The following is a 22,438-nucleotide window of genomic DNA, read 5'->3' on the forward strand; positions in this document are numbered from 1 at the left end:
TCGGAGAAAATAATGGCTAACGCATTGAAAATAATATCAACGTTGCTTTCTTATCCGTCAAAGGAGTTGCAAGACGCTCGGTTGGAACTAAAGGCCGCTGTGCTGGATGACGGACTAACCGGAGAGCCCACAAAGGCTCTCCTCAATCAGCTGATCGACGACATCGCAACGCGTGACGTCTATGAGGCGCAGGAACGTTACGTCGAGCTATTCGATCGCACGCGCACTTTGTCTCTGCATTTGTTTGAGCATGTGCATGGCGAAAGCCGTGACCGTGGTCAGGCGATGGTTGATCTCAAGCAGATGTATGAAGAACAAGGCTTTGAGCTGGCGGTTACTGACCTGCCAGATTTCTTGCCCATGTTCATTGAGTTCGCGTCAATTCAAATCGAAAACGAGCGCGAAGAGCTGTTGGGGCAAACGGTCCATATCCTCTCTGCCCTTCGTCAGCGCTTGGAAAAGAAAAAGAGCATTTACGCAAATGCTTTTCAGGCACTTGAAGCAATCATTTCAACCCAAGCTGATCCAAAAGTTGTCGAAGAGATTTTGAGCGTTCCGGACGATGATCCGAACGATCTAGAAGCGCTTGATGCTGTTTGGGAAGAAGAAGCGATCACCTTTGGTGGTGGTCAGGGTGAAGAAGATTGCGGTCCTGATCGGCTAGGTCGTCAGATCCGCGCTGCGAAGCGGCCTGCGCCGCAACCAACGGTTCAGTAGGGAGAAGAGAGATGACAGAATTTCTCAATTATGCGGCGTTTGGGATCTATCCCTATATCGCACTAGCGACCCTGATTATTGGGACGGTCTTGCGTTACGACAAAGACCCTTACACATGGAAGGCTGGTTCCAGCCAACTTCTACGCCGAAAGCAGTTGATGTGGGGATCGGTGTTATTCCACCTGGGCGTTTTGACGATTTTTGCCGGCCATTTGGTAGGATTGCTTACACCTATTTGGATATTTGATGCGCTGGGGATTAGTCACTCCGCCAAGCAAATGCTGGCGATTGTGGCTGGCGGCATTGCAGGCGTTGCAGGCATTATAGGGGCGACATTGCTTATTCACCGTCGCTTCTTTGATGCGCGGGTACGTGCGTCTACCAGTTTTTCTGACAACCTGACGATTTTGATTTTGTGGGTTCAGTTGGCATTGGGGCTTGGCACCATTCCGGTGTCGCTACAGCATCTTGATGGTCATGAAATGGTGAATTTCATGAACTATTGCCAAGGCATCTTCACATTCAACTTCCAAGCGTCGGGCTACATTATTGATGCGAGCCCAATCTTTAAGGCACATATGTTCTTGGGGCTAACAATCCTGTTTTTGTTCCCATTCACTCGCCTTGTTCACATGCTTAGTGCACCGGTTCGTTATCTATGGCGTCCGGGCTACCAAATCGTGCGCAGCAAAAAGAAACGCGCCTAGTCGTGCCATTGGTGGGGCAAAACACTGCCCCACCCATCTACAAATTGATGGGGAATTGAAATGACAACTCTAATTGATAACTCAATGCCAAAAATGGCGAATGGCGATGCGGTAAAAGTTGATCCAAAACCGAAGTCACCAGAGATATATGTAAATGGCGTCGAGATCACTTTGGAAGCGATTCAGCAAGAGGTGCAAAACCACACCGCTGAACAACCAAAAGAAGCCTATTTGGATGCCGCACGTGCGCTGGTGATCCGCGAACTGCTTGTGCAAAAAGCGGCTGCTTTGGATATTGAAGCAGCACCAATGAGCGATGATCAGGGGCGTCGTGAAACAGACGATGACGCGAAAGTACGTCAGCTTTTGGAACAAGAGGTTGATGTGCCCCGGGCAGGCGAAGAAGAATGCCAGCGGTACTTTGATCAGCACCAAGAAAAGTTTTCGTCTGAGACGATATATGAAGCGCGTCACATATTGTTGGCCGGTGCGCTGGAAGATCCTGTGGCCCGCCGCAAAGGCATGGTCAAAGCACAGCAGATTATTGATGCCGTTCAGAAAGAGCCCAAGCGCTTTGGTGAATTTGCACGCGAATTCTCGCAATGTCCTTCCGCGAAAGAAGGCGGAAACCTTGGTCAACTGACCAAAGGTCAAACAGTACCGGAGTTTGAAACGGTGTTGTTTGAACTTGAAGAAGGCCAGATGAGCCCCGCGCCAGTGCCGACACCATTTGGGTATCACGTCATGCAGTTGGATCGTAAAATTGAAGGCAGACAATTGCCATTTGATCATGTGAAAACGAAAATAGCTGCGTTCTTGGAAGCTTCAAGTTGGAGCCGCGCAGTTGCTCAGTACATCACCATTTTGGCCGGGGAAGCGGAAATCAAAGGCATTCAAATCGACGGCACAGACAGCCCGTTGGTGCAGTAGGCATTATGAAAAACCAACCCGCGGCAGAACTGATTGATCAATTTGGACGACAAGCGAATTACCTTCGCTTGTCAATCACTGATCGCTGTGACCTGCGGTGCACATATTGCATGTCAGAACACATGACATTTTTACCCCGGAAAGAAGTGTTGTCGCTCGAAGAGTTGGAGCGTTTGGTTAGCTCATTTGTTGAAAACGGCGTGCGAAAAGTGCGCCTGACTGGCGGAGAGCCATTGGTGCGCAAAAATGTGATGAGCCTTTTTGAAGGCTTGTCTCGTCACTTGAAAAGCGGCGCGTTGGATGAGTTGACGTTGACAACAAACGGCACGTTGCTGGGCAAATATGCCAAACAGCTGGTCGATTTTGGCGTGAAGCGCGTCAATGTTTCGCTCGATACACTATGTCCTGAAAAGTATGCCGCAATTACCCGGTGGGGACGCTTGGAGAGGGTACTAGACAGCATCGAAGAAGCGCTTGCTGCTGGCCTACATATCAAGATCAACACTGTGGCCGTTAAAGGTAAGATCGAGGAAGAGATTGACGACTTGATCAAGTTTGCCCACAGCCGCGGCATGGACCTGACACTGATCGAGACAATGCCTTTGGGTGAAGTTGGATTTGATCGAAATGAGCAATATTTGTCCCTGACGGACTTCCGACAAGAGCTGTCTAACCGCTGGTCGCTTGCTGATATTGGCGACACAACCGGCGGACCATCGCGCTATGTGCGGGTTGGTGAAACAGGCGGGCGACTCGGATTTATCACGCCGATGTCGAATAATTTCTGCTCGACCTGCAATCGCGTGCGCGTTTCGTGCACCGGAACCCTTTTTACCTGTATGGGCTCAGAAGGTTCAGTTGACTTACGCGATGCACTTCGGTCGTCGGAGAGCAACGCCGCTGTTGAAGGATTGATCCGCGAAACAGTTTTTACAAAACCTGAATGCCACAAATTCTTGATTGATGAGAATTCTACATCTGGTATCAAACGGCATATGTCGTTTTTGGGTGGATAATTCATGACTGTAAAAATTGGGATCGTAACCATTTCTGACCGTGCTAGCCGCGGTGAGTATGAGGATAAAAGTGGTCCGGCGATCGAAGCATGGCTCAACGAAGTTGTGTCTTCGGAATGGGTTCCAGAAAAACGGATAATTGAAGATGGAATCTCTTCGGTCGAAGCCTGCTTAAAAGAGCTTTGCGACAACGATGGCGTTGATCTTGTTTTAACGACCGGTGGAACTGGCCCATCGCCGCGCGACTTAACCCCGGAAGCCATGGCGCTGGTGATGGAAAAAGAACTGCTCGGCTTTGGCGAGTTGATGCGCAAGGTTAGCCTTGAACAAGTCCCAACGGCAATCCTGTCGCGTCAAACCGCCGGTATTCGCGGCAAGACGCTGATCATCAATGTGCCGGGAAAACCATCCGCTATTGATGTGTGCCTGTCCGCTGTTTTCCCCGCTGTGCCTTACTGTCTGGATCTGATCGGCGCAGGTCGAATTGAAACGGAACACGGCAGGATTGATAGTTTCCGCCCTAAGAAATAGACCCAAGCGTAACAAGAAGATGCAAAATTGTTCGTCTTGTACTTGCGGCATTGCGTTGATTTGGCATAGATGGCGTCAATTGTGGTTGGAGATTTAAACGATGATCGTTTGTTGTGGCGAAGCGCTGATTGATATGTTGCCCCGCGAAATTGGCAACGAGGGCAGTGGGTATCTTCCTGTTTCAGGCGGTGCGGTTTTCAATACAGCGATTACACTTGGGCGATTGGGCGAAAGTGCTGGTTTTTTCACCGGACTTTCCACGGATCTATTTGGCCAACAGATTGATGAAAGCCTCAAGCAATCCAACGTTGATGCCTCATTTTGCAAGCGTCATGATTTGCCAACAACGCTTGCTTTTGTGAAGCTGACTGACGGCCACGCAGAGTATGCGTTCTACGACGAAAACAGCGCTGGCCGGATGATCACGCAAGCTGATCTGCCGATCTTTGGCGACGATGTTTCTGCACTGCACTTTGGTGCAATCAGCTTGATCCCAGACCCATGTGGGGCGACATATGAAGCGTTGATGGCCCGCGAAGCCAATTCTCGTGTGATTTCATTCGACCCTAACATTCGCCCTGGTTTCGTCACTGATGAAACAACCTACCGCGGTCGTATGGAACGTATGTTGAAACATGCCGACATCATCAAAGTTTCCGACGAAGATCTAGAATGGCTTATGCCAAATGTTGAGTTCGAAACCGCCGCCCAACAAATGATTGCTGATGGCGCCTCGATTGTTTTGATGACTAAAGGCAGTGAGGGCGTTGATGCCGTCACACGGAAAGGCAAGACATTTGTCCCTGCACAAAAGGCCGAGGTTATCGACACGGTCGGTGCGGGTGACAGCTTTAATGGTGGACTGTTGGCGGGATTGCGGCGCAGCGGAAACCTGAGCAAATCAGCATTGCAAACCATCGATGAAGCTGATCTGCAAGCTGCACTTGAACTGGCGGTTAGTGTTGCCGCGATTACGGTTTCTCGTGCTGGTGCAAATCCACCTTGGCAGAGCGAACTTTAGCTCCCCCGCACTGAGAACACTTCGGTCACAATTGCGCCACAAAATCATTGTTGATGGCGTGCCTTGGAATTGATCTGTCAATCCAAGCAATATCCTTGACCAACAGAGCGACGATGGCGGCTTTGACCGCACACTAAACTATGCACAAAATCTTGATGACACTGTTATGCGCCGCCACAATCGCGGTGGGTAGCGCTGGCTTTGCGCAACCTGCACATGCCAAAAACCTGATCAAACTAATGGAACAGGATTTAGGTGGCCGACGCCCAAAGGGCTGTCCAAATAAATGGTGCGCCTGCTATATGGATAAAATTTTGGCAGAGGCCGGGTTTGCTACGCAAGGTTCAAACCGCGCGCGTGACTTTGCAAAATATGGCAAAAAAGCAAAGCCAATTCAGGTCGGCTCGCTCATGGTGATGCGCAATCACATTGGTGTTGTGATGGGCAAATGCGACAATGGCCAAGTCAAAATAATCTCTGGCAATTATTCGAAGAAGGTCGCTGTTGGCTGCTACAATTCAAGTAAAGCCATCGCCTGGCGCGCGCCCGTTAAGGCGCGCTAACCAGCTCAACTATTGCGCGGCCATTATTGTGCGGCGATGGCGATTTCGCCAGCCACTTTCGCATTGTTGATCAGTAGTGCGATGTTGGCTTTGAGTGATGTTCCACCGCTTAATTCAACGACTTTACCGAGCATAAAGGGTGTCACAGCGGCACCATGAATGCCCTTGGCATCCGCCTCCGCAATCGCTGCCTCGATGATCTTTTCCATCTCGGCATTTGTCAGCGCCGCGTCTTCTGGCACTGGCACCGTGAACAACATGCCATTGTCGCTCGAAAGTTTGCGCCATGCATTGAGAACATTTGCTGCATCGTCCACGCCGTTAACTTGGTGCGGAACGGCAATCCCGCTGTCACGCGTGTAAAATGCGGGCAAATTCTCGCAACCATAACCGATCACTGGGACCCCTTGGGTTTCCAGCACTTCCATGGTGAGTGGTAAATCAAGGATCGACTTTGCGCCTGCGCACACAACTGTCACTGGCGTTTTGCCCAACTCAAGCAAATCGGCAGATACGTCAAATGGGTGACCGCGATGAACGCCGCCAATGCCGCCAGTGGCGAACACGTCGATGGACGCTGCCTTGGCCAAGATCATTGTGCCCGCAACGGTAAGTGAGCCAGATTTGCCCTTGCCCATGAGCGCTGGGAAATCTCTACGGCTACATTTGGCAATGGAACCACGAGGAGATTTGGCGAAATCCCGCAGCTGTTCTTCGCTCATGCCGATCACAGGCTGACCGTCGACAATACCAAGACTTGCCGGGCATGCTCCTGCATCGCGTACGGCTTGTTCCATAGCGAGGGCGGTGTCGATATTGTGTGGATAATCCATGCCGTGGGTCACTACGGTTGTTTCCAAGGCAACGATCGGTTGGCCGGACAATTTTGCTTTGGTGACATGTTCGCCGAACTGCAAGTTGAATTTCATTTTAGTTCCTTTGGATTTTAATTTTTGGCGCTTGTTCAGCGACGACCTTAGCGTTGAGGTCAGGGCTGTTGCGCAATTCGCTTTGAACGGTTAGGCCTGCGGAAACTACGCCAACTTGTGCCGCTTCAACGGCTGATTTTCCGTCGAGGACGGCATGTAAAAACCCCGCGACAAATGCATCGCCTGCGCCGGAAACATCGACAATCTTGGTGGGTGGGATTTCCACCTTGGTCAGCTCTTGGCCGTTAAAGCATGTCACTGGATTGGTGCCATCCGTAATGATGATGTTTTTCGCGCCGCGTGTATTGAGTGCCGAAGTTGCCTCGTTTGCTGTCTCAACCCCAATAACTGCCTGCGCCTCATCCATGTTGCAGAACAAATATTCTACGCCATTTAGATCATCGGGTAGACGGTTGAATTTGGGTATGGATACAGCATCTAAGGCCAACGGAATTTGGCCATTGTGACAGTTTGTGATGAGTTGGGATAGCATTTCCGCGGAGCAATTGGTGTCTGCGAATATCAGGCGAGACGCTGTGATTTTTGGCCAATGCCGTTCGACAAAACTGGCGTCTAGCTGACCAAAAATGCCCATGTCTGCGGCCCCTAAGTAGAGGTCGCCACTCGGCTCCATGATTGCAGTGTAGGTGCCGGTTGCAGCGTTGCTCGACCGTTCTACTAGGGTTGTATCAACGCCTGCTGCCTCTGAGGCGTCCAGAACGGATTTGCCTGCAGGGTCGTTGCCGACAATGGAAAACAGTTTCACTTGCTCACCCAATCGAGCAAGGTTTTCGGCGACATTTCGGGCAACGCCGCCACGGGTTTCACTTGATGTGGCTGGCTGGGATGTTTGCGCAATGCCGGGCTGCTCCAAACGCAATACGCGGTCGAGCACGGCACCGCCAATGCACGAAATTGTCGATGCATCTGCAAAGACATAAGCACGACCCAAAACAAGGCCTTTAGCTTGTAACCGCTCGACATAGTTGGCGACACTCGCCCGGGAAATGCCCAGTGCTTCACCCAATTCCTGTTGGGTGGCAAAGGGTTGCGCTTTGAGTTGCGCCAACAGTTTTGCTTCAAGGTCAGTTAGGTTCATATTGCAAATGCCATTTCATTTAACATTTGCAATATTTTGATTTGTCCTTGGCGTCAAGCTTTTTCGATTGGGGTATCGGTCAAGCTGCCCCATTCAGACCACGATCCGTCATAAAGCCTTGTGTCCGTTTTGCCGAGCAAGGTTAGTGCCAAAATGATGATTGAAGCTGTAACGCCCGAGCCACATGTAGTGATGGTCGGTTGGCTGAGATCAACGTTCTTCTCAGCAAATACGGCCTTTAGTTCATCTTCTGATTTGAATGTGCCGTCCTCATCTAGCAGGTTTGAAAAAGGGACATTGGTTGCCCCTGGCATGTGGCCCGCCCGCATACCTTCGCGAGGTTCTGGGTCAGTTCCGGCAAATCGTCCTGCGCCCCGCGCGTCAAGGATTTGAGCGCTTTTAGTACCAACGGTTTTACGCATTTCATCAAGGGCGACAACAGAGGAGGCGTCGAATTTTGGGATGAATTCGGTCAAATCTGGGGTGCGTTTTTTGTCGGTTACCTCAAAGCCCGCGCTTTTCCAAGCGGGCAAACCACCGTTCAGAACGCGGATATTTTGGGTGCCAAACAGTTTGAACATCAGCCAAACACGGGCAGCAGAAAACATACCTGCCGCATCATAGATGACAATGTCGCTTTCGTTGGAGATGCCCATTGCGCTGACTGCGGATGCGAACAAATTTGGTGTTGGCATGGTGTGAGGCAGGCCAGAGTTTTGGTCGGCAATGATGTCGATGTCAAAAAACTGAGCGCCCGGAATACGGCCGCTTTCATATTCAGCCCGAGCGTCACGATTTGCATTGGGCAGGTGCCAAGAGCCATCAACAATAACGAGGCCTTTGCTGCCTAATTCATCATGTAATTCGTCTGCGCTGATTAACAACTGTTGTTTTAGCATCGGCCGGCACCATCATTTGGTTTGATCTTTGGTGCACTAATGCTAAAGCCAAGCTGAAATCTAATCTAGTTCAAAGATGTTTATCATGGCCGCAGCGCTTTTAAGCCTAAAAGATGTTCAATTGACCTTTGGGGGAACACCTCTGTTGGAAGGTGCTGAACTATTTGTGGCGCCCGGCGAACGCATTGCTTTGGTGGGGCGTAATGGGTCTGGCAAATCGACTTTGCTTAAAATTGCTTCTGGTGACGTGGAAGCAGATAAGGTTGAGCGGTTTGTGCAACCCGGCGTAACGGTGCGCTATTTGCCTCAAGAACCTGATCTGTCGGCTTATTCCACTGTTCTGGAATATGTTGAAGCGGGACTGACGGCCGGGGATGACGAATATCGAGCTCCCTATTTGCTTGATCAGTTGGGCATGCAGCCAGACGCTGATCCAAAATCATTGTCAGGTGGCGAAACGCGTCGGGCGGCTTTGGCCAGAACCTTGGCGCCCAATCCAGATATTTTGCTGCTTGATGAGCCAACCAACCACTTGGATTTGCCAGTAATTGAATGGCTGCAAGCGGAGCTGTCTTCAATGAAGTCAGCCATGTTGATCATTTCACATGATAGGCGCTTTCTATCTGACTTGACGCGTTCGACCGTGTGGCTTGATCGTGGCGTTACGCGCCAAACGGACAAGGGCTTTGCCCATTTTGAAGAATGGCGCGATGAGATCTTAGCGCTTGAAGAATTGGAACAGCATAAGCTTGATCGTCAAATTGTCCGCGAAGAACATTGGGTACGTTACGGTGTAACTGCGCGGCGCAAGCGCAATGTGCGCCGGATGTCCGAGCTGGCCGACCTGCGGCAAAAACGCGATGATCATCGTGGACCTCCCGGCCAGGTGAAGTTGAGTGTTTCAGAAGGCAAACAGTCTGGAACAATTGTCGCGGATATCGAGGACATTTCAAAAACATTTGGCGACAAACAGGTCGTACATGACTTCTCGACCCGCATCATGCGCGGCGATCGCATCGGTATTGTTGGGCCAAACGGCGCGGGTAAAACCACGCTGATCAAAATGATCATTGGTGAGTTGGAACCTGACACTGGCAAAGTTAAACTGGGCACCAAACTTGAAGTTGCAACGCTTGACCAAAAGCGCGCGCAGCTCGACCCAAGCACGACATTGAAAGATGCTTTGACGGGCGGTGGTGGTGACAATGTCGTCATCAACGGTCAAGCGCGTCATGTGGTTGGCTATATGAAAGATTTTTTGTTTTTGCCCGAACAAGCAAACACGGCTGTTGGTAAATTGTCAGGCGGGGAACGGGCGCGTGTAATGATCGCGCGGGCGCTGTCGCTGCCGTCGAACTTCCTAATATTGGATGAGCCAACAAACGATCTGGATTTGGAAACACTCGATCTATTGCAAGAGATGATCTCGGATTATGATGGGACCGTCTTGGTTGTTAGTCACGACCGGGAATTTTTGGATCGTGTTGTAACGTCAACCATCATCGCAGATGGCGAGGGTGTTTGGACTGAATATCCGGGTGGATATTCTGACATGGTGGCATTGCGTGGATATGGCGTGACTAAACCAGCGGCGCTGGCGAAACCAAAAAAATCAAAGTCCAATAAAGCGGCACCCAGCTCAAAACCAGCAACGAAGAAACTTTCGTTCAAGCACAAGCATGCGCTGGAAACATTGCCCGGTGAAATGGAAAAGCTCTCGATTGAAATTGAGAAATTGCAGGGCGAATTGGCAGATCCGAACTTATATTCAACGGACGCAAACAAGTTTCAAAAATTGTCCGATCAGATGTCAGCAGCCCAATCAGCACTTGAAGAAAAAGAAGAGCTTTGGCTCGAGATTGAGCTGATGCGCGAGGAAATTGAGAACAGCTAGGCCTGTTCTAATCCTCCATGTTCAGCTTCTGCTTGCCACGATAGGCAGGTTTGTTTTAGCGTGACGCATCTTGCGTATCCTCTTTCTTGTGATACGAAAATCAACATGGTGCGAAAATGAGAAGTTTGGGAACCGTCGAAGCTTTGATTATGGCTGTCGGTGGAATTGCAGCGTTGGCGTTGATGGATTCCTTGGTGAAGAGCCTTTCTGGGAGCCTGCCAACTATTGAAATTTTGTTTTTCCGCCAATTTGGCGCGGCGATTTTATTGGGTGCATTGGTGTTTGCAACCAAGGAAAAACTGCCCCGCTTAAGCAAAATGAAAACCCATGTCATTCGCTCTGTGATGATTGGGATAACAGCCTTTTCCTTCTTTTATGCGCTGGGGGAACTGCCGCTCGGGTTGGTGACCGCCATCTCCCTGACCGCGCCAATAATGGTGGCCGTGATGGGCGTTGTTATCTTGAAAGAAGAATTGAGCAAGACATTGGTGTTTGCATCATTGGCTGCGTTTGCGGGTGCGATGATTGTCACATTTGGCTCCAGTGAAACGCCGGTCTCTGGATCAGGCAGTTTGTTCGGATGGGCCGCGGCCATCTTAGCGCCGGTGACTTATGCAATCAGTATTATTATTTTGAAGGGCCAAACCCATCAATCAAGTGCCCGGGTTATCACCTTTGTACAGGCTAGTTTGATCGGGATATTCTGTTTGCCCTTTATCGGCATCGATTTTGTTGTGCCCCAAGGCGATCAAATTTGGCGGGTTGTTGCATTGGGTGTGCTTGGGGCCGCGGGTTTCATGATGTTTGTGACCGCGCTTAAACATATTCCAGCTTCAATGTTTGCAATGGTGGACAATACTGCGCTTATTTGGGCGGCAATATATGGCTATTTGTTCTTCCAAGAAGTACCTCATATTTCTTTGTGGATCGGCGCATCGATGATTGTTGGTGCTTGTATTGCCGTTGCTGAACGACAGGTGCGCAAAAGCCCCAAACGATGAGGCCGCAGGCAATTTTTCCGCTGCCTTCGGCCCTCGCATCATGCAAGTCCTCGGCGGCATCCTGATTGTTGGGTGCTGCTTCATGTTGGCGCGCGACGTAAGTGAAAGCTAGATGCCATCAACTTCAAGTTCAAAACTGACGGTTTTGTCGGTTGCATTGTAACTGCCTTTGCCTGTTATCCCTAAAAAATCGTCAATGCCGCTTCCAGCGATGATCGACCATTTTGTTGTGGCAGTGCTGTCTCCAAAAAAGCCGGTTTCTTGCATGAAGAAACTACCTTCTTTGTCGCCCACGTTCCCCTTGAATTGCAATGCACCAATATATTGTGCGGTTTTGTCATCTAGATAGGTCATGATGTATTTGCCATTCAATACGCCCACAAGATCGCCGCTGACCTTATAGGCGATGTCTGCTTCGTGGGCTTTGAAGGGTGCGGGTACTTCAAGAAAGCTGCTTTCCTCCCATTTGGCGATTTCAAATTGGCCTGTTAATTTGCGCATTTAGTTCTCCTTTTTTTGCAACAATTGCATGTGCAATTTTTCGAGAATTGTAATTTTGCGACAGGGAATGTGAACGATATGGCAAAGGCCACTCAACCAAAGGGTCTGATCGAACAACATATCAGCATGCAGCATTTCGACCTTACAATGGTAATGCCGAGCGAAACGCTTGCTGGAATTGTCGCGAACTATTGGTTGATTGAATGGGACTTGGAAGCCGGGCAGAACTACAGCCAAGTCAATTTGCCCCATGCAAGCCAACATCTTGTCATCGACCCTCAAGCGCAATCTGGCGTGTTTGGGATAACGAGCGGCGCATTTTCGTATCATTTGGAAGGCAAGGGGCGGATTTTCGGCGTGAAATTCCATCCGGGACAATTCCGGCGGTTTGCCCACCATGAAATGAAAAGTCTCACCGATAATTCGGTGCCGGTTTCAAGCTATTTTGATGTAGATGATTTGGCGTTGCTGGAGAGATTTGTCAGAGTAAAAAAGTGCGTGGATTTTGTGCCACGGATCGAAGCTATGTTGTCCGCACAAACAATTGAAATAGATGCAAAGGCCAATCAGGCGCAGGATATTGTTGCGTTTATTGAAGAGAACCGGGAAATTTTCGACGTGGCAACGGTCGCGCAGCGGTTTCACATGTCGCCACGCGCGCTGCAAAGACTGTTTGCGGGCTATATTGGGGTTTCGCCTAAATGGGTCATAGAACGATATCGTATGATTGAAGCAGTTGAGACGCTAAACAGTGGTGGGGCGGTGTCACTAACAGATTTGGCACATGCATTGGGCTATTTTGATCAAGCACATTTCACAAAAGCCTTCAAACGTTTAACCGGACGCCGTCCTTCAGAGATCAATTTGCCGAAAATCTAGCGTAAAGCCTCGCTTAGGTCGCCAATTAGGTCGTCAACATGCTCAATGCCAACAGATAGACGAATGAGATTTGGCGGAACGCCGGTTGCATCGCCCTCAACGGAGTGTCGATGTTCCACCAGACTTTCAACCCCGCCCAGCGACGTTGCTCGTTTGAAGATTTCTAACTTCGAGCACACACCCAAGGCCAGTTTCGCGTCGCCCTCAACAAGAAAACTCAATAAGGAGCCGAAGCCACCACTCATTTGTTTGGCTGCTAACTCATGGCCCGGATGCGCGGATAGGCCGGGGTAAAGCACCGTTTTCACTTTGGGGTGCGCGTCCAGAAAGTCAGCAATTTGCATGGCATTTGCGCACATACGTTCCATGCGCAACGGGAGGGTACGCATGCCACGGATAAGTAGCCATGCTTCAAAACTACCCAACACCGCTCCCGCATCATGTCTGTCCATGCCGATAGCCTGCCAAATCTCGCTTTGCGCATCTGCTGTCGCTAAAAAGCCAGCAAGAACATCAGAATGACCATTGATCGACTTTGTGGCCGAGTGCATGACAATGTCCGCACCCAAAGCAAGTGGGTTGGAAAGCACTGGGCTTGCTGCCGTGGAATCCACGACCAATTTGGCGTCAAACTGTTGGCATAGATTGGCCGCACTTCGAATATCGGTAATGCGTAGCCATGGGTTGGATGGTGTTTCAACAAAAACCAAATTGGGCTTTTGAGCTTTTATTGTTTGGTCCAGAACATTTATGTCACTGCAATCGACTTCATGCAGGCTAATATCCCTTCTTGCGCAAAAATCACGCACCCATTTTGTGGTGCCCCAATAAATTTGCGATTGGATGATAATGGTGCCGTTGTTGGGTACCGTACGCATGATGGCGGCAATTGCGGCCATTCCGGAAGGGAAGAGCAACCCAGCTTCCCCATTTTCTGCTTTAGTCAGAATTTCTTCACCGAGGCGCAAAAGGTCGTTGTCATCGCGTGAATAGAGATGGTCTTCGCTGATCAGCGAATAATCTGCATTGCGGGCAAATGTGGTGGCGGACTGAATAGGCGGCACTACGCCACCTGTTTGCGGGTCGATCACACCATTCGCTTGCACCATGCGCGTGGATATATGTTGGTTTGAGCGTTTGATTTGGTCAGCCATGATTGCCTCTTCGTGCCGATTTGATCGATTTCCGACCGTTGGATTTTGGACCAATCTATGAGCGGAGAAATATCTGCACAAGTGCGTAAGTTGAAATTGGTACAACCAAAATGACAGTTTTTGCATAACTGATGTTGACCAATGCGTAAATTGGGGCTGGTATTGGTCTTGTATTTGTGATTAACGGTAGGCTTAATCACAAAGTACGCAAGCTTTGGCGCATGATTTTTAAGCGCTAGCGGTACAATTGAGGCTCAAAAAATGAAAAATCAAATTCTACTCACCGCGCTTTCGCGCGTTGAGACACAATCCGTTTTTTCTCCGTCGGGGGAAGAAATGCTTGTGATCAGCAAAAAAGACTATGAGCGCCTAGTCAATATTTTAGAAGGCGTCGAATTCTTAATCAAAGATGAACAAATTTCCGGCTAAGTGCTTGGAAATAAATCGTTAACCATAATCGATGTAAAAAGGCTTTTGTTACATGATTATAGGTTTTGTGAATGTATTGCGTAAGGGTTGTGTTGGCGTTTGTCTGTGTTTGTGCCGTTCTTGCCGGATGTGCAAAGCCGCCACAAAGATTTGATCAATCAGCAACCCTAAAAACCCAATCGCTTCCAGCAAAATCGGCTCACGCTCCAACACGTTCTGCTTCAGCGCTCACAAATTCGCCAAACGTCGATTCGCGCATTCGCACAGCATCTATTGAAAAATCCACTTCTCTTGATTTCGGATTGCGACGCGGCCTAAGCGGACGAAAACTGACGGTTGAGCAACAGGATGACCTGAAACTCGCAACGGGCGAAGTGATTATTACTTTTGATGATGGACCGCGTCCTGGCAAAACCGACAAAATTCTTGATATTTTGGACCAGCATGGTGCGCAAGCTACATTCTTGATGTTGGGACAAGCCGCGCAAAAACACCCTGGCTTGGTGCGCGAAGTTGCAAAACGTGGTCACACGATCGGCCTGCACACCCATAGTCATGGCAACCTAACTAAAGTTAGCCTGATGTCGGCACTGGCTGAAATTGAACGGGGGCGGAAGCCTTTGGTTGCTGCGCTGTCACCGATCAACAAAGCACCTGCACCGTTCTTTCGGTTCCCCTATCTTGCACAAAATTCAAAGCTCAGGACAGCTGTGAACAATGCTGGCTTGGTGATCATGGACGTACAGATCGACAGCAAGGACTATTATAAAGGCGGCGGGAATGAGGTGTTGAAGAGAACACTTGCCCGGTTGGACAAGCAGGGTAAAGGCATTGTTCTGTTCCACGATATTCATCAGCGCACAGTTGATATGTTGCCCGACTTTTTGCGGGCGTTGAAAAAGCGTGGATACAAAGTTGTTTCTCTTGTGCCTGACCGTCAGTTCCAACTGCGTGGCACAACGTTGCTTGCACAACAAAACTAGCGCCGATATAAAATCCGTCCTTCATGTTTAACGGATTTTGTTCATGCAACGCATACTCATTTTAGGCTGTTCGGGCTCGGGTAAAACCACCCTTGGCCAACGCATTTCTAAAGCGCTTGATGTGCCCGCAGTCCATATGGATCAACATTACTTCCGCCCCAATTGGGTCATTAAGCCTGACGAAGAGTGGCGATCACTTGTTGCTAAGATTGTCGCACAAGACAAGTGGGTGATGGACGGAAACTATACCAGTTCGTTGGATGTTAGACTGCCCCGAGCTGACACAGTCATTTTTATCGATCTTCCAACTTGGTTTTGTCTTTTTCGGGTCATCAAGCGCACAATTACCTCGTTCGGCAAGGTGAGGCCGGGTTCTTCGCCCGGATGCCCGGAACGGTTTGACGCAGCATTTATCGGTTACGTGTTGAACTATAACAGAACCCGACGGCCCAAAATCCTTAAGAAACTGAATGAGTTCTCGGGGAAAACCATCATCCTAAATTCTGTTAAGGACGTCGACAAATTTGTCACTGAGCTTACATAGAATTATTGCGCATCGGTTTTGGGGATTGTCATCTTGAGTTCGAGGTGAATATGTTTGATGGATATGATCAATTCAAATTTCTTCAAACTTCTCATTGCCAGCGCTGCCTCAAATCTTGGTGACGGACTGGCCCTCATTGCATTTCCTTGGCTCGCGTCTTTATTGACTCGCGATCCATTACTGATTGCGTTGGTGCCCTTGTTTGGCCGAGCGCCTTGGCTTTTCTTTTCGTTGCCCGCTGGGGTTATCATCGACCGAGTGGATCGGCGCAAACTGATTGTGCTGACGGATGTCGTACGCACATTGTTGACCGTTTTGGTTTTTGCGGTTGTCTTGGTGCTGCCGAATATGGGCGAAGGGCAAGCGGAACCGTCTAGCAACTTATTGGCCATGTTTGTGATTTACGCGGCTGCACTATTGCTCGGTATGGCTGAAGTTCTGCGCGACAATGCCGCGCAAACCATCTTGCCCTCAATCGTGCCTGCTGCCCAATTGGAAAATGCAAATTCTAAACTGGCGACAGTTGAATTGGTGATGAACTCGCTGATCGGCCCGCCACTTGCAGGTTTCTTGATCGCAATATCCTTGGCATTTGCCTTTGCGGCCAATGCGGGTGCGTTGCTGTTGGCAACGTTGATGGTGGTATTGATCTCCGGGCAGTTCTCTGTTGCCCAGGAAACATCGGAACAAAAAAACCATTGGATGGTTGACCTTAAGGCCGGACTTAGCTGGTTGTGGCAAAACGTTTTGCTGCGTGATCTCGCCCTCATATTGGGGCTTATCAATGCGGCCTATATGATGACTTTGGCCACCCAAGTGCTGTTTGCGCAAGAGATATTAGATCTCGATCCCGCTGGATATGGCCTGTTGCTGACCGGTGCCGCGTTTGGCGGTGTTGTCGGAGGCTTAGCGGCTCCTCACATCGCAAAATATCTGCGTTCAGGCACAATATTGGCCATTTCTCTTTTGCTCTTTTTGGGCGAAACATTGGTGTTTGGATTTACAAGCAATGCCATTGTGGCGTGGATGGCACTGTTTGTTAGCTCGTTTGCCAGCATTGTTTGGAACATCATTTCTGTTTCACTTCGCCAAACCATAATTCCGGATCGGTTGCTTGGTCGGGTAAACAGTGTTTACCGTTTCTTTGGTTGGGGCATGATGCCAATTGGAACTTTGATCGGCGGCGCGCTGGTCAGCGTCTTCGAGCCGTCGCTTGGCCGTGAAATCGCCTTGCGCAGTCCGTTCTTCGTCGCTGGCGGTATCATGGCATTCGTTTTACTGGTGTCATTGTTCCGTCTCACCAATGTGAAAATTGAAGCAGCACGGGCGCAAGCAAACTAAAACGGCAGCGCTGCCTCGAAGCTCACCCGTTCACCACCGGTTGGGTGGTGAATGGTCAGTGATTTTGCATGAAGGCGCAAACGATCTGCTGCGGCTAGCGCATCCCCGGTAGCATAAAACCGGTCACCCAAAATGGGATGACCCAGTTCAAGCATGTGCACTCGCAATTGGTGCGAACGCCCGGTGATGGGGGTGAGTTCCACGCGGGTGTGGTTTTCATACCGATCCAGCACTTGCCAATTGGTTTGGGCGCTACGCCCCTCCTTATGATCGACCATTTGCCGAGGGCGATTTGGCCAATCGCAGCGCAGAGGTAGGTCAACTGTGCCTTGGTCGTTTTGGACAGTTCCAAATATATCAGCGATATAGGTTTTCGCTGTGTGTCGTCGTTCGAATTGCAGGCCCAAATGCCTATGTGCCTCGCGGTGCATGGCCATGATCACGATGCCCGATGTATCCATATCCAGCCGGTGAACGATTGTGGATGAGGGGAAACTTTCCTGCGCGCGCTTTTCCAAACAATCACTGTGTTCGGCAGCCTTGCCGGGGACGGTCAGCAATCCAGAAGGTTTATTCAGCACCAAAATATCTTGGTCTTGGTGCACGACTTCCAAATATGGATCGGTTGGGGGGGCGTAGGTGAAGTCACCAATCATGCGGACTGTGTTTCGATCAAGTGACCAAAGCCGGACCTATTCAGCAGCATTTCTGCTTCGAGCTTACCATCACGTGCATCGTGCGGATCAGCTTTATAGGCGTGCGCACGCAGCATGTCCTGATGATGTTCGGGCAACCCATTTTCAATAGCCCCAGAAAGGCACAATGCCCAATACCAATGATAGGGAAGTGGTGCTGCCGGATTTGGTTCCACCATATAAGTTACGGTTTTAAGGACCTCGCCGGATGGCGTTGTCACCTCAAAATCGGTGGCGCGTGTATATTTCATCGGACGGTCCCAATTGATGCCCTCAAACCTGTCCAATACAGGCGCTTCTTCCAATGCCATTTCATAAACCACGCCGTGCACAACATCTTCGCGGTTGCCGGTCTTAAAGATGGTCATTTTGCCAGAGCCACCATGATCGTCGTCAGCTACCATGCCATAATTGATGCCGAACTTTTCAACACTTGCAATGGCGACTGGCTTTGCCGAAGCACAACGATTTTGCAATCGCGCGTTCAAAAGATTGGAGCCAAAGGCAAAATAGTGGAACGTGCTCATATATATCTCAACTTCAGCATTGAATGGATTTAGGTTCTTGTGCACCAAATTCCCTGGGATTTGTCAAATTCTTTGACCGAAAAACATTGGATCTATGCGGGAACCGACTGTTTTGCTTTGCGATATCGAGCTGGTGTTTCGCCAAATTTGCTTTTGAATGCTCTTATGAGGGCAGGTTCTGACCCATAACCCGCGAGTTCAGCGACATCGATGATAGGTACGTTAGAACACCGCAACTTTTCCGCTGCGTTCTGCAGGCGCCAGTTGGTGACATAGTTCATCGGCGTGGTTTTGAATGCGGCTGAAAAACTTTCGCTAAACGCTGTGCGCGACATGCCTGCGACGTTGGCTAAGGCCTCTACTGACCATTTTTGGGCCGGGTGTGCATGGAACGTTGCCAACGCTCGCGATAGTCGTTCATTTGCCAACCCCGCAAACACAGGCATGGTGCGACCTTCACCCAAAGCATAGTGGCGGACAGCTTGGGCAAATATAATTTCAGACATGCGCACGGTGATAAAATTGGTGCCGGCGCGTTCGGCCTGCGCTTCGCTGCCGATCAACTTAAGTGTTGTTTCAAGCCATTGGCCTTCAATGGCACCATAGTTTTTGATATGAATGAACGGCGGAAGTGCCGCAAGCAGAACATGTGAAAATTCTGGATCAAATGCAAAATGTCCGCAGATAAGTTGGGTTTCGTGATCTGTGCCTTTTTCGCCGATCACTAAGGCGCCGATGCCATTGAACCCAGTGCGCTCAATAACATCGTCTACCAACTCCGCCGCGTCCTCAGTAATGGGATCGCAATAGAGTTTATGCGTCTCTCCGTGTGGAATGATGATGAGGTCACCCTGCTTCAAAAATACGGGTGGATCGATGTCGCCCACGCGCACTAGACATTGGCCCTTATGGGCAAGATGAAAGCGTGCCACACGCTCGTAGCTCGGCACCTTCACGCTCCAAGGGGAGGTGAAAGATGTATGAAAATACAAGGTGCCGGTGAGCTTTGCTGCGCTGAGTATATCGCTTAGAATGTCCATAAGTTCAATTTAGTGGCATTTGCTTGTTTGTACAGTGGTTTGTACGAATTGTCATTTATTTTGTACTATGTGTGCTTATCGTATTCTATTTTGCCGGATATCTGTTGAATATAGTTTAACAGGAGAGCAAAGTGAAACTCAAATTTGTAAAGAACATCTTCGCTGCAACAATGATGGTTGCCGCAATGGCTGGTACATCAAATGCGCAAGAGGCTGCCGATCTAAACGACTTGGAAATTGCCCATGTTGCGTATGTGGCGGATACGATTGATATCCGTTATGCGCATCTAGCGTTGGCCGTTTCAACGAACCCCGAAATTCACGAATTCGCCGAAACCATGATCCGTGATCATACGTTGGTGAATGAGCTGGCTTTGGGTTTGTTGAAAAAACTAGATGCCCAACCGCAAGACAATTTCCTAAGCCAAGCACTTGGTGAAAATGCCGAGAAACTTATTGATGAAATGAGCCAATTGCGCGGTGCTGCGTTTGATAAGCGCTATGCGGAAAACGAGCTGGCTTATCATATGGCTGTGAATGACTTGGTCGAAAATGCGTTTATTCCAAATATCGAAAACGCCGAAGTGAAGGCGCTTTTTGAACAGGGTTTGCAGATATTTCAAGCACACCAAAAACATGCCGAAATGATGGTCGGGCAACTCAAGTGAGTTTGATTGATCGCCGCGCATTTATGTTGGGGGCGGCAGCGATAGCTGTCGTGCCCAGCGTGGGGTTCTCTACGGCACAGATGCCCAAAACACATATTGTAGAAATTAAGTCGTTTAAGTTCTCACCGGACAAGCTGAATGTGAAAATCGGCGATGTTGTGATTTGGAGAAACTTGGATATCGCGCCACACACCGCAACGGCTGATGATCAAAGTTGGGATAGCGAGGAACTAGGCAATGGCGAAGAGTTTGCGATTGAAGTGACGAAAGACATGTCCCTATCTTACTATTGTGCATATCATCCGCATATGAAAGCGACATTGGAAATCGGTTGAAATGGCGATGTAAATTCAGCAAGATTTGTCAATTCAATATATGGTTTATGTGAATGGTAATCTGGAGTGTTTACATGTCTGCCCGTCAAACAATTCATCAATATCAGTCTCGCATAGACCGTGTAGTGAACTATATTTATGATCATTTGGATGATGATATAGATCTCAATCATCTTGCTGAAATTGCTTGCCTTTCTCCGTTCCACTGGCACCGCGTTTATCGTGGCCTAACCGGTGAAACAATCGCTGCAACAGTCAAGCGGCTGCGCCTGCACCGTGCAGCTAACCAGCTCGTTAACACAAGTACGGCAATAGAAAAGATTGTGGAACAATCGGGATATGGCAGCATGTCCGCGTTTTCTCGTGCTTTTGCTGCGAGCTATTTGATGCCGCCTGTGCGTTATCGGGAAACAGGCAAACTCTGCAGTTACAAATCAAACATTCTGCAAGAGGAAATTGGAATGCACAAAGTAGAACTGCGTGATGTCGACACGTTAAATCTCGTCGGACTGCCTCATAAGGGGCCATATATGAATATTGGAAAAGCGTTCGAAAAGCTGGGCGTATATGGTCAGGAAAAAGGACTGTTCGGCCCAGGTGCAGCAAGTGTCGCTGTGTACTTTGATGATCCAGGTATGGTGAAGTCCAGTGAATTGCGTTCATTTGCTGGGATGGCGGAAATCAAGCCGATTGAGGTTGTTGAGCCATTCGAGCGATTGGTTATCAATGCCGGTCGTTTTGCGGTGATGACGTTTAAAGGGCCATATTCTGAACTGCCCAAAGCTTATAACTGGCTCTACGGTCAGTGGTTGCCCAATGCTGACGTTGAATTGCGGGATGACGTTTGTTTCGAGGACTATTTGAATGACCCTCGGCGCATTGCACCAAACGAATTGCTCACCGAAATTTTTATGCCAATTAAGTAGGCTGATATCATGGATAAGGTGGACTTTAAAAAGTCAGATAAGGTTTTTTATTCTGGCAAGGTGGGGCGCTTCGATGTGCTTGACGTTCCTGCAATGCAATATTTGATGATTGACGGCGATGGCGGCCCGGTTGGTTCATCTTATCCGCCTGCGATTGCCGTGCTTTATGGATTGAGCTATGGGCTAAAGTTCTTTTCCAAACAGGAACTGGGGAAGGACTATGTGGTCGGCCCATTAGAGGCACTTTGGTGGGCGGATGACATGAACACGTTCATTACGCGGGAAAAAACGGCATGGAAATGGACGGCCATGATCCGTCAGCCGGATTGGATTTCTCAAGATCAATTCGCTCAAATTCTTGAAACAGTCGTCGCCAAAAACGCGAAGAAAAAAGATGCGCCAACGGATGAGAGCTTTTTACGATCTGCGCGATTGCAGGTCATGACCGAAGCTTTGTGCGTGCAGGTCCTTCACATTGGTTCCTATGATGATGAGGGCCCGATATTGGACAAGATGCACAATGAATTCATCCCGCAAAACGGGTATGAAATGGTCGGCAAACATCATGAGATTTATCTGGGCGATCCGCGCAAGGTTGCGCCGGAGAAGCTAAAAACGATCTTACGGCAACCAATTCGCAAAATCTGACCGTCATCGCCGGTTGAGTTCTGTTTAGGGTCAATCCGTTGGCCGGAATTGACCTTTCATAGGTTAGAATATTTTTTCTTTTGCGCAATGGCCTGCTCGATCATCATCTGGTCGGGCAAGTCAATAACCTGATGCTCTTCCACCAGGTGCAATACCGCATATAAATCCGCAAGTTCCTTCGTGAGGTTGGTACTGTGTTTGACACCTGTAACGGTGTGCGCAGTTGAACTGCCAAACCGCTGAATTTTGGAAGCTGCTTGGATCACTTCTGCGCACTCTTCAATAAGTAACGTCAGAGCCTCTGTTTGTGCAGAACCAATTTGCAATGTCTGTTTTGAAGTTGTGGTTTGTTCGCTCATTCGGATCTCACGAATCTCTTGGAGTTGAAGAAAACCGACTTTGCCACAGCCAAATTTGGTTTGCATCAAACTCAATCTTGACAGTGGAAAGATTGTAACTTA

27 protein-coding genes and 2 pseudogenes are annotated in these 22,438 nt (G+C 49.3%); 20 read left to right on the forward strand and 9 right to left on the reverse strand.

Features of this window, described 5'->3' with window-relative positions; genetic code table 11:
• Positions 1–12: 12 nt before the first annotated feature.
• From narJ to AC2D8L_RS00600, 7 genes are all read left to right on the forward strand, one after another.
• Positions 13–717, forward strand: coding sequence for a nitrate reductase molybdenum cofactor assembly chaperone (gene narJ, locus AC2D8L_RS00570; protein WP_484683506.1), 705 nt, complete (start codon positions 13–15; stop codon positions 715–717).
• A gap of 11 nt (positions 718–728) precedes the next feature.
• The gene (gene narI / locus AC2D8L_RS00575; protein ID WP_484683507.1) at positions 729–1,424 is read left to right on the forward strand and encodes a respiratory nitrate reductase subunit gamma; all 696 of its coding nucleotides are present in this window, start codon (positions 729–731) and stop codon (positions 1,422–1,424) included.
• Between the two features lie 60 nt (positions 1,425–1,484).
• Positions 1,485–2,354, forward strand: a complete 870-nt coding sequence (locus AC2D8L_RS00580) for a peptidylprolyl isomerase (RefSeq protein WP_484683508.1) — start codon at positions 1,485–1,487, stop codon at positions 2,352–2,354.
• 5 nt (positions 2,355–2,359) lie between these two features.
• Positions 2,360–3,370: a GTP 3',8-cyclase MoaA gene (gene moaA / locus AC2D8L_RS00585; RefSeq protein ID WP_484683509.1), complete on the forward strand. Its 1,011-nt coding sequence runs from the start codon at positions 2,360–2,362 to the stop codon at positions 3,368–3,370.
• Between the two features lie 3 nt (positions 3,371–3,373).
• The gene (gene mog / locus AC2D8L_RS00590) at positions 3,374–3,901 is read left to right on the forward strand and encodes a molybdopterin adenylyltransferase (protein ID WP_484683510.1); all 528 of its coding nucleotides are present in this window, start codon (positions 3,374–3,376) and stop codon (positions 3,899–3,901) included.
• A gap of 100 nt (positions 3,902–4,001) precedes the next feature.
• Positions 4,002–4,922, forward strand: a complete 921-nt coding sequence (locus AC2D8L_RS00595) for a carbohydrate kinase family protein (protein WP_484683511.1) — start codon at positions 4,002–4,004, stop codon at positions 4,920–4,922.
• A 140-nt stretch (positions 4,923–5,062) separates the two neighbouring features.
• The gene (locus AC2D8L_RS00600) at positions 5,063–5,485 is read left to right on the forward strand and encodes a hypothetical protein (protein ID WP_484683512.1); all 423 of its coding nucleotides are present in this window, start codon (positions 5,063–5,065) and stop codon (positions 5,483–5,485) included.
• A gap of 23 nt (positions 5,486–5,508) precedes the next feature.
• Here AC2D8L_RS00600 and AC2D8L_RS00605 read toward each other — a convergent pair whose 3' ends face one another.
• Genes AC2D8L_RS00605 through sseA form a run of 3 tightly spaced genes read right to left on the reverse strand, consistent with a single transcriptional unit; the run spans position 5,509 to position 8,412 of the window.
• Positions 5,509–6,414, reverse strand: coding sequence for a pseudouridine-5'-phosphate glycosidase (locus AC2D8L_RS00605; protein WP_484683513.1), 906 nt, complete (start codon positions 6,412–6,414; stop codon positions 5,509–5,511).
• Between the two features lies 1 nt (position 6,415).
• Positions 6,416–7,513, reverse strand: coding sequence for a PfkB family carbohydrate kinase (locus AC2D8L_RS00610; RefSeq protein ID WP_484683514.1), 1,098 nt, complete (start codon positions 7,511–7,513; stop codon positions 6,416–6,418).
• A gap of 53 nt (positions 7,514–7,566) precedes the next feature.
• Positions 7,567–8,412: a 3-mercaptopyruvate sulfurtransferase gene (sseA, locus tag AC2D8L_RS00615; RefSeq protein WP_484683515.1), complete on the reverse strand. Its 846-nt coding sequence runs from the start codon at positions 8,410–8,412 to the stop codon at positions 7,567–7,569.
• A gap of 85 nt (positions 8,413–8,497) precedes the next feature.
• Between sseA and AC2D8L_RS00620 the strand changes: the two are divergent.
• From AC2D8L_RS00620 to AC2D8L_RS00635, 4 genes and pseudogenes are all read left to right on the forward strand, one after another.
• Positions 8,498–8,929, forward strand: a pseudogene (locus AC2D8L_RS00620) (ATP-binding cassette domain-containing protein); the annotation flags it as partial.
• Positions 8,930–8,950: 21 nt separating this feature from the next.
• Positions 8,951–9,784: pseudogene (locus tag AC2D8L_RS00625) on the forward strand (ATP-binding cassette domain-containing protein); the annotation flags it as partial.
• Positions 9,785–9,964: 180 nt separating this feature from the next.
• On the forward strand, positions 9,965–10,306 hold the full coding sequence (locus AC2D8L_RS00630) for a hypothetical protein (protein ID WP_484685131.1): 342 nt from the start codon (positions 9,965–9,967) through the stop codon (positions 10,304–10,306).
• 116 nt (positions 10,307–10,422) lie between these two features.
• Positions 10,423–11,307 (forward strand): DMT family transporter, encoded by an 885-nt coding sequence (locus AC2D8L_RS00635; protein WP_484683516.1) that lies wholly within the window; start codon positions 10,423–10,425, stop codon positions 11,305–11,307.
• 108 nt (positions 11,308–11,415) lie between these two features.
• Here AC2D8L_RS00635 and AC2D8L_RS00640 read toward each other — a convergent pair whose 3' ends face one another.
• Positions 11,416–11,808 carry a DUF3224 domain-containing protein gene (locus AC2D8L_RS00640; protein ID WP_484683517.1) on the reverse strand — a complete coding sequence of 131 codons (393 nt, stop codon included), beginning with the start codon at positions 11,806–11,808 and terminating at the stop codon, positions 11,416–11,418.
• Between the two features lie 78 nt (positions 11,809–11,886).
• On the opposite strand from AC2D8L_RS00640, the gene AC2D8L_RS00645 reads away from it, so the two are divergent.
• Positions 11,887–12,687 (forward strand): AraC family transcriptional regulator, encoded by an 801-nt coding sequence (locus tag AC2D8L_RS00645; RefSeq protein ID WP_484683518.1) that lies wholly within the window; start codon positions 11,887–11,889, stop codon positions 12,685–12,687.
• Here AC2D8L_RS00645 and AC2D8L_RS00650 read toward each other — a convergent pair.
• On the reverse strand, positions 12,684–13,841 hold the full coding sequence (locus AC2D8L_RS00650) for a trans-sulfuration enzyme family protein (protein ID WP_484683519.1): 1,158 nt from the start codon (positions 13,839–13,841) through the stop codon (positions 12,684–12,686). The two genes, AC2D8L_RS00645 and AC2D8L_RS00650, sit on opposite strands and share 4 nt — an antisense overlap.
• 261 nt (positions 13,842–14,102) lie before the next feature.
• Between AC2D8L_RS00650 and AC2D8L_RS00655 the strand changes: the two genes are divergently transcribed.
• The 4 genes from AC2D8L_RS00655 to AC2D8L_RS00670 all read left to right on the forward strand — a co-directional run bounded on the left by AC2D8L_RS00655 (position 14,103) and on the right by AC2D8L_RS00670 (position 17,138).
• Positions 14,103–14,270 (forward strand): hypothetical protein, encoded by a 168-nt coding sequence (locus tag AC2D8L_RS00655; protein ID WP_484683520.1) that lies wholly within the window; start codon positions 14,103–14,105, stop codon positions 14,268–14,270.
• 71 nt (positions 14,271–14,341) lie between these two features.
• A complete protein-coding gene (locus tag AC2D8L_RS00660) occupies positions 14,342–15,253 on the forward strand; it encodes a polysaccharide deacetylase family protein (RefSeq protein ID WP_484683521.1) in 912 nt (303 codons plus the stop codon).
• Between the two features lie 43 nt (positions 15,254–15,296).
• Positions 15,297–15,797, forward strand: a complete 501-nt coding sequence (locus tag AC2D8L_RS00665) for a P-loop NTPase family protein (protein ID WP_484683522.1) — start codon at positions 15,297–15,299, stop codon at positions 15,795–15,797.
• A gap of 57 nt (positions 15,798–15,854) precedes the next feature.
• Positions 15,855–17,138, forward strand: a complete 1,284-nt coding sequence (locus AC2D8L_RS00670) for an MFS transporter (RefSeq protein WP_484683523.1) — start codon at positions 15,855–15,857, stop codon at positions 17,136–17,138.
• Here the strand turns inward: AC2D8L_RS00670 and AC2D8L_RS00675 are convergent.
• The 3 genes from AC2D8L_RS00675 to AC2D8L_RS00685 are packed head-to-tail and all read right to left on the reverse strand — an operon-like array spanning position 17,135 to position 19,400.
• On the reverse strand, positions 17,135–17,794 hold the full coding sequence (locus AC2D8L_RS00675; RefSeq protein WP_484683524.1) for an RluA family pseudouridine synthase: 660 nt from the start codon (positions 17,792–17,794) through the stop codon (positions 17,135–17,137). The genes AC2D8L_RS00670 and AC2D8L_RS00675 overlap by 4 nt on opposite strands.
• Positions 17,791–18,405, reverse strand: coding sequence for a gamma-glutamylcyclotransferase family protein (locus tag AC2D8L_RS00680; protein WP_484683525.1), 615 nt, complete (start codon positions 18,403–18,405; stop codon positions 17,791–17,793). The genes AC2D8L_RS00675 and AC2D8L_RS00680 overlap by 4 nt, the downstream gene beginning before the upstream one ends.
• A 47-nt stretch (positions 18,406–18,452) precedes the next feature.
• Positions 18,453–19,400, reverse strand: a complete 948-nt coding sequence (locus AC2D8L_RS00685; protein WP_484683526.1) for an AraC family transcriptional regulator — start codon at positions 19,398–19,400, stop codon at positions 18,453–18,455.
• A gap of 131 nt (positions 19,401–19,531) precedes the next feature.
• Between AC2D8L_RS00685 and AC2D8L_RS00690 the strand changes: the two genes are divergently transcribed.
• The 4 genes from AC2D8L_RS00690 to AC2D8L_RS00705 all read left to right on the forward strand — a co-directional run bounded on the left by AC2D8L_RS00690 (position 19,532) and on the right by AC2D8L_RS00705 (position 21,977).
• Entirely contained in the window at positions 19,532–20,068 is a 537-nt protein-coding gene (locus AC2D8L_RS00690) for a DUF4142 domain-containing protein (RefSeq protein WP_484683527.1), read from the forward strand.
• Positions 20,065–20,403, forward strand: a complete 339-nt coding sequence (locus AC2D8L_RS00695) for a plastocyanin/azurin family copper-binding protein (protein WP_484683528.1) — start codon at positions 20,065–20,067, stop codon at positions 20,401–20,403. Before AC2D8L_RS00690 ends, AC2D8L_RS00695 begins: the two co-directional genes overlap by 4 nt.
• Positions 20,404–20,477: 74 nt before the next feature.
• Positions 20,478–21,329, forward strand: coding sequence for an AraC family transcriptional regulator (locus tag AC2D8L_RS00700; RefSeq protein ID WP_484683529.1), 852 nt, complete (start codon positions 20,478–20,480; stop codon positions 21,327–21,329).
• 9 nt (positions 21,330–21,338) lie between these two features.
• Positions 21,339–21,977, forward strand: coding sequence for a GyrI-like domain-containing protein (locus AC2D8L_RS00705; RefSeq protein ID WP_484683530.1), 639 nt, complete (start codon positions 21,339–21,341; stop codon positions 21,975–21,977).
• Between the two features lie 56 nt (positions 21,978–22,033).
• Here the strand turns inward: AC2D8L_RS00705 and AC2D8L_RS00710 are convergent, their stop codons facing one another.
• Positions 22,034–22,336 carry a nucleoside triphosphate pyrophosphohydrolase family protein gene (locus AC2D8L_RS00710; protein WP_484683531.1) on the reverse strand — a complete coding sequence of 101 codons (303 nt, stop codon included), beginning with the start codon at positions 22,334–22,336 and terminating at the stop codon, positions 22,034–22,036.
• Positions 22,337–22,438: the final 102 nt, after the last annotated feature.

Source organism: Maritalea sp. YIW29, assembly GCF_057219265.1.

Coding starts and splice junctions, on each gene's coding strand:
- narJ (WP_484683506.1), top strand. CDS start 13: ATGGCTAACGCATTGAAAATAATATCAACGTTGCTTTCTTATCCGTCA.
- narI (WP_484683507.1), top strand. CDS start 729: ATGACAGAATTTCTCAATTATGCGGCGTTTGGGATCTATCCCTATATC.
- AC2D8L_RS00580 (WP_484683508.1), top strand. CDS start 1,485: ATGACAACTCTAATTGATAACTCAATGCCAAAAATGGCGAATGGCGAT.
- moaA (WP_484683509.1), top strand. CDS start 2,360: ATGAAAAACCAACCCGCGGCAGAACTGATTGATCAATTTGGACGACAA.
- mog (WP_484683510.1), top strand. CDS start 3,374: ATGACTGTAAAAATTGGGATCGTAACCATTTCTGACCGTGCTAGCCGC.
- AC2D8L_RS00595 (WP_484683511.1), top strand. CDS start 4,002: ATGATCGTTTGTTGTGGCGAAGCGCTGATTGATATGTTGCCCCGCGAA.
- AC2D8L_RS00600 (WP_484683512.1), top strand. CDS start 5,063: ATGCACAAAATCTTGATGACACTGTTATGCGCCGCCACAATCGCGGTG.
- AC2D8L_RS00605 (WP_484683513.1), bottom strand. CDS start 6,414: ATGAAATTCAACTTGCAGTTCGGCGAACATGTCACCAAAGCAAAATTG.
- AC2D8L_RS00610 (WP_484683514.1), bottom strand. CDS start 7,513: ATGAACCTAACTGACCTTGAAGCAAAACTGTTGGCGCAACTCAAAGCG.
- sseA (WP_484683515.1), bottom strand. CDS start 8,412: ATGCTAAAACAACAGTTGTTAATCAGCGCAGACGAATTACATGATGAA.
- AC2D8L_RS00630 (WP_484685131.1), top strand. CDS start 9,965: ATGGTGGCATTGCGTGGATATGGCGTGACTAAACCAGCGGCGCTGGCG.
- AC2D8L_RS00635 (WP_484683516.1), top strand. CDS start 10,423: ATGAGAAGTTTGGGAACCGTCGAAGCTTTGATTATGGCTGTCGGTGGA.
- AC2D8L_RS00640 (WP_484683517.1), bottom strand. CDS start 11,808: ATGCGCAAATTAACAGGCCAATTTGAAATCGCCAAATGGGAGGAAAGC.
- AC2D8L_RS00645 (WP_484683518.1), top strand. CDS start 11,887: ATGGCAAAGGCCACTCAACCAAAGGGTCTGATCGAACAACATATCAGC.
- AC2D8L_RS00650 (WP_484683519.1), bottom strand. CDS start 13,841: ATGGCTGACCAAATCAAACGCTCAAACCAACATATATCCACGCGCATG.
- AC2D8L_RS00655 (WP_484683520.1), top strand. CDS start 14,103: ATGAAAAATCAAATTCTACTCACCGCGCTTTCGCGCGTTGAGACACAA.
- AC2D8L_RS00660 (WP_484683521.1), top strand. CDS start 14,342: ATGTATTGCGTAAGGGTTGTGTTGGCGTTTGTCTGTGTTTGTGCCGTT.
- AC2D8L_RS00665 (WP_484683522.1), top strand. CDS start 15,297: ATGCAACGCATACTCATTTTAGGCTGTTCGGGCTCGGGTAAAACCACC.
- AC2D8L_RS00670 (WP_484683523.1), top strand. CDS start 15,855: ATGGATATGATCAATTCAAATTTCTTCAAACTTCTCATTGCCAGCGCT.
- AC2D8L_RS00675 (WP_484683524.1), bottom strand. CDS start 17,794: ATGATTGGTGACTTCACCTACGCCCCCCCAACCGATCCATATTTGGAA.
- AC2D8L_RS00685 (WP_484683526.1), bottom strand. CDS start 19,400: ATGGACATTCTAAGCGATATACTCAGCGCAGCAAAGCTCACCGGCACC.
- AC2D8L_RS00700 (WP_484683529.1), top strand. CDS start 20,478: ATGTCTGCCCGTCAAACAATTCATCAATATCAGTCTCGCATAGACCGT.
- AC2D8L_RS00705 (WP_484683530.1), top strand. CDS start 21,339: ATGGATAAGGTGGACTTTAAAAAGTCAGATAAGGTTTTTTATTCTGGC.
- AC2D8L_RS00710 (WP_484683531.1), bottom strand. CDS start 22,336: ATGAGCGAACAAACCACAACTTCAAAACAGACATTGCAAATTGGTTCT.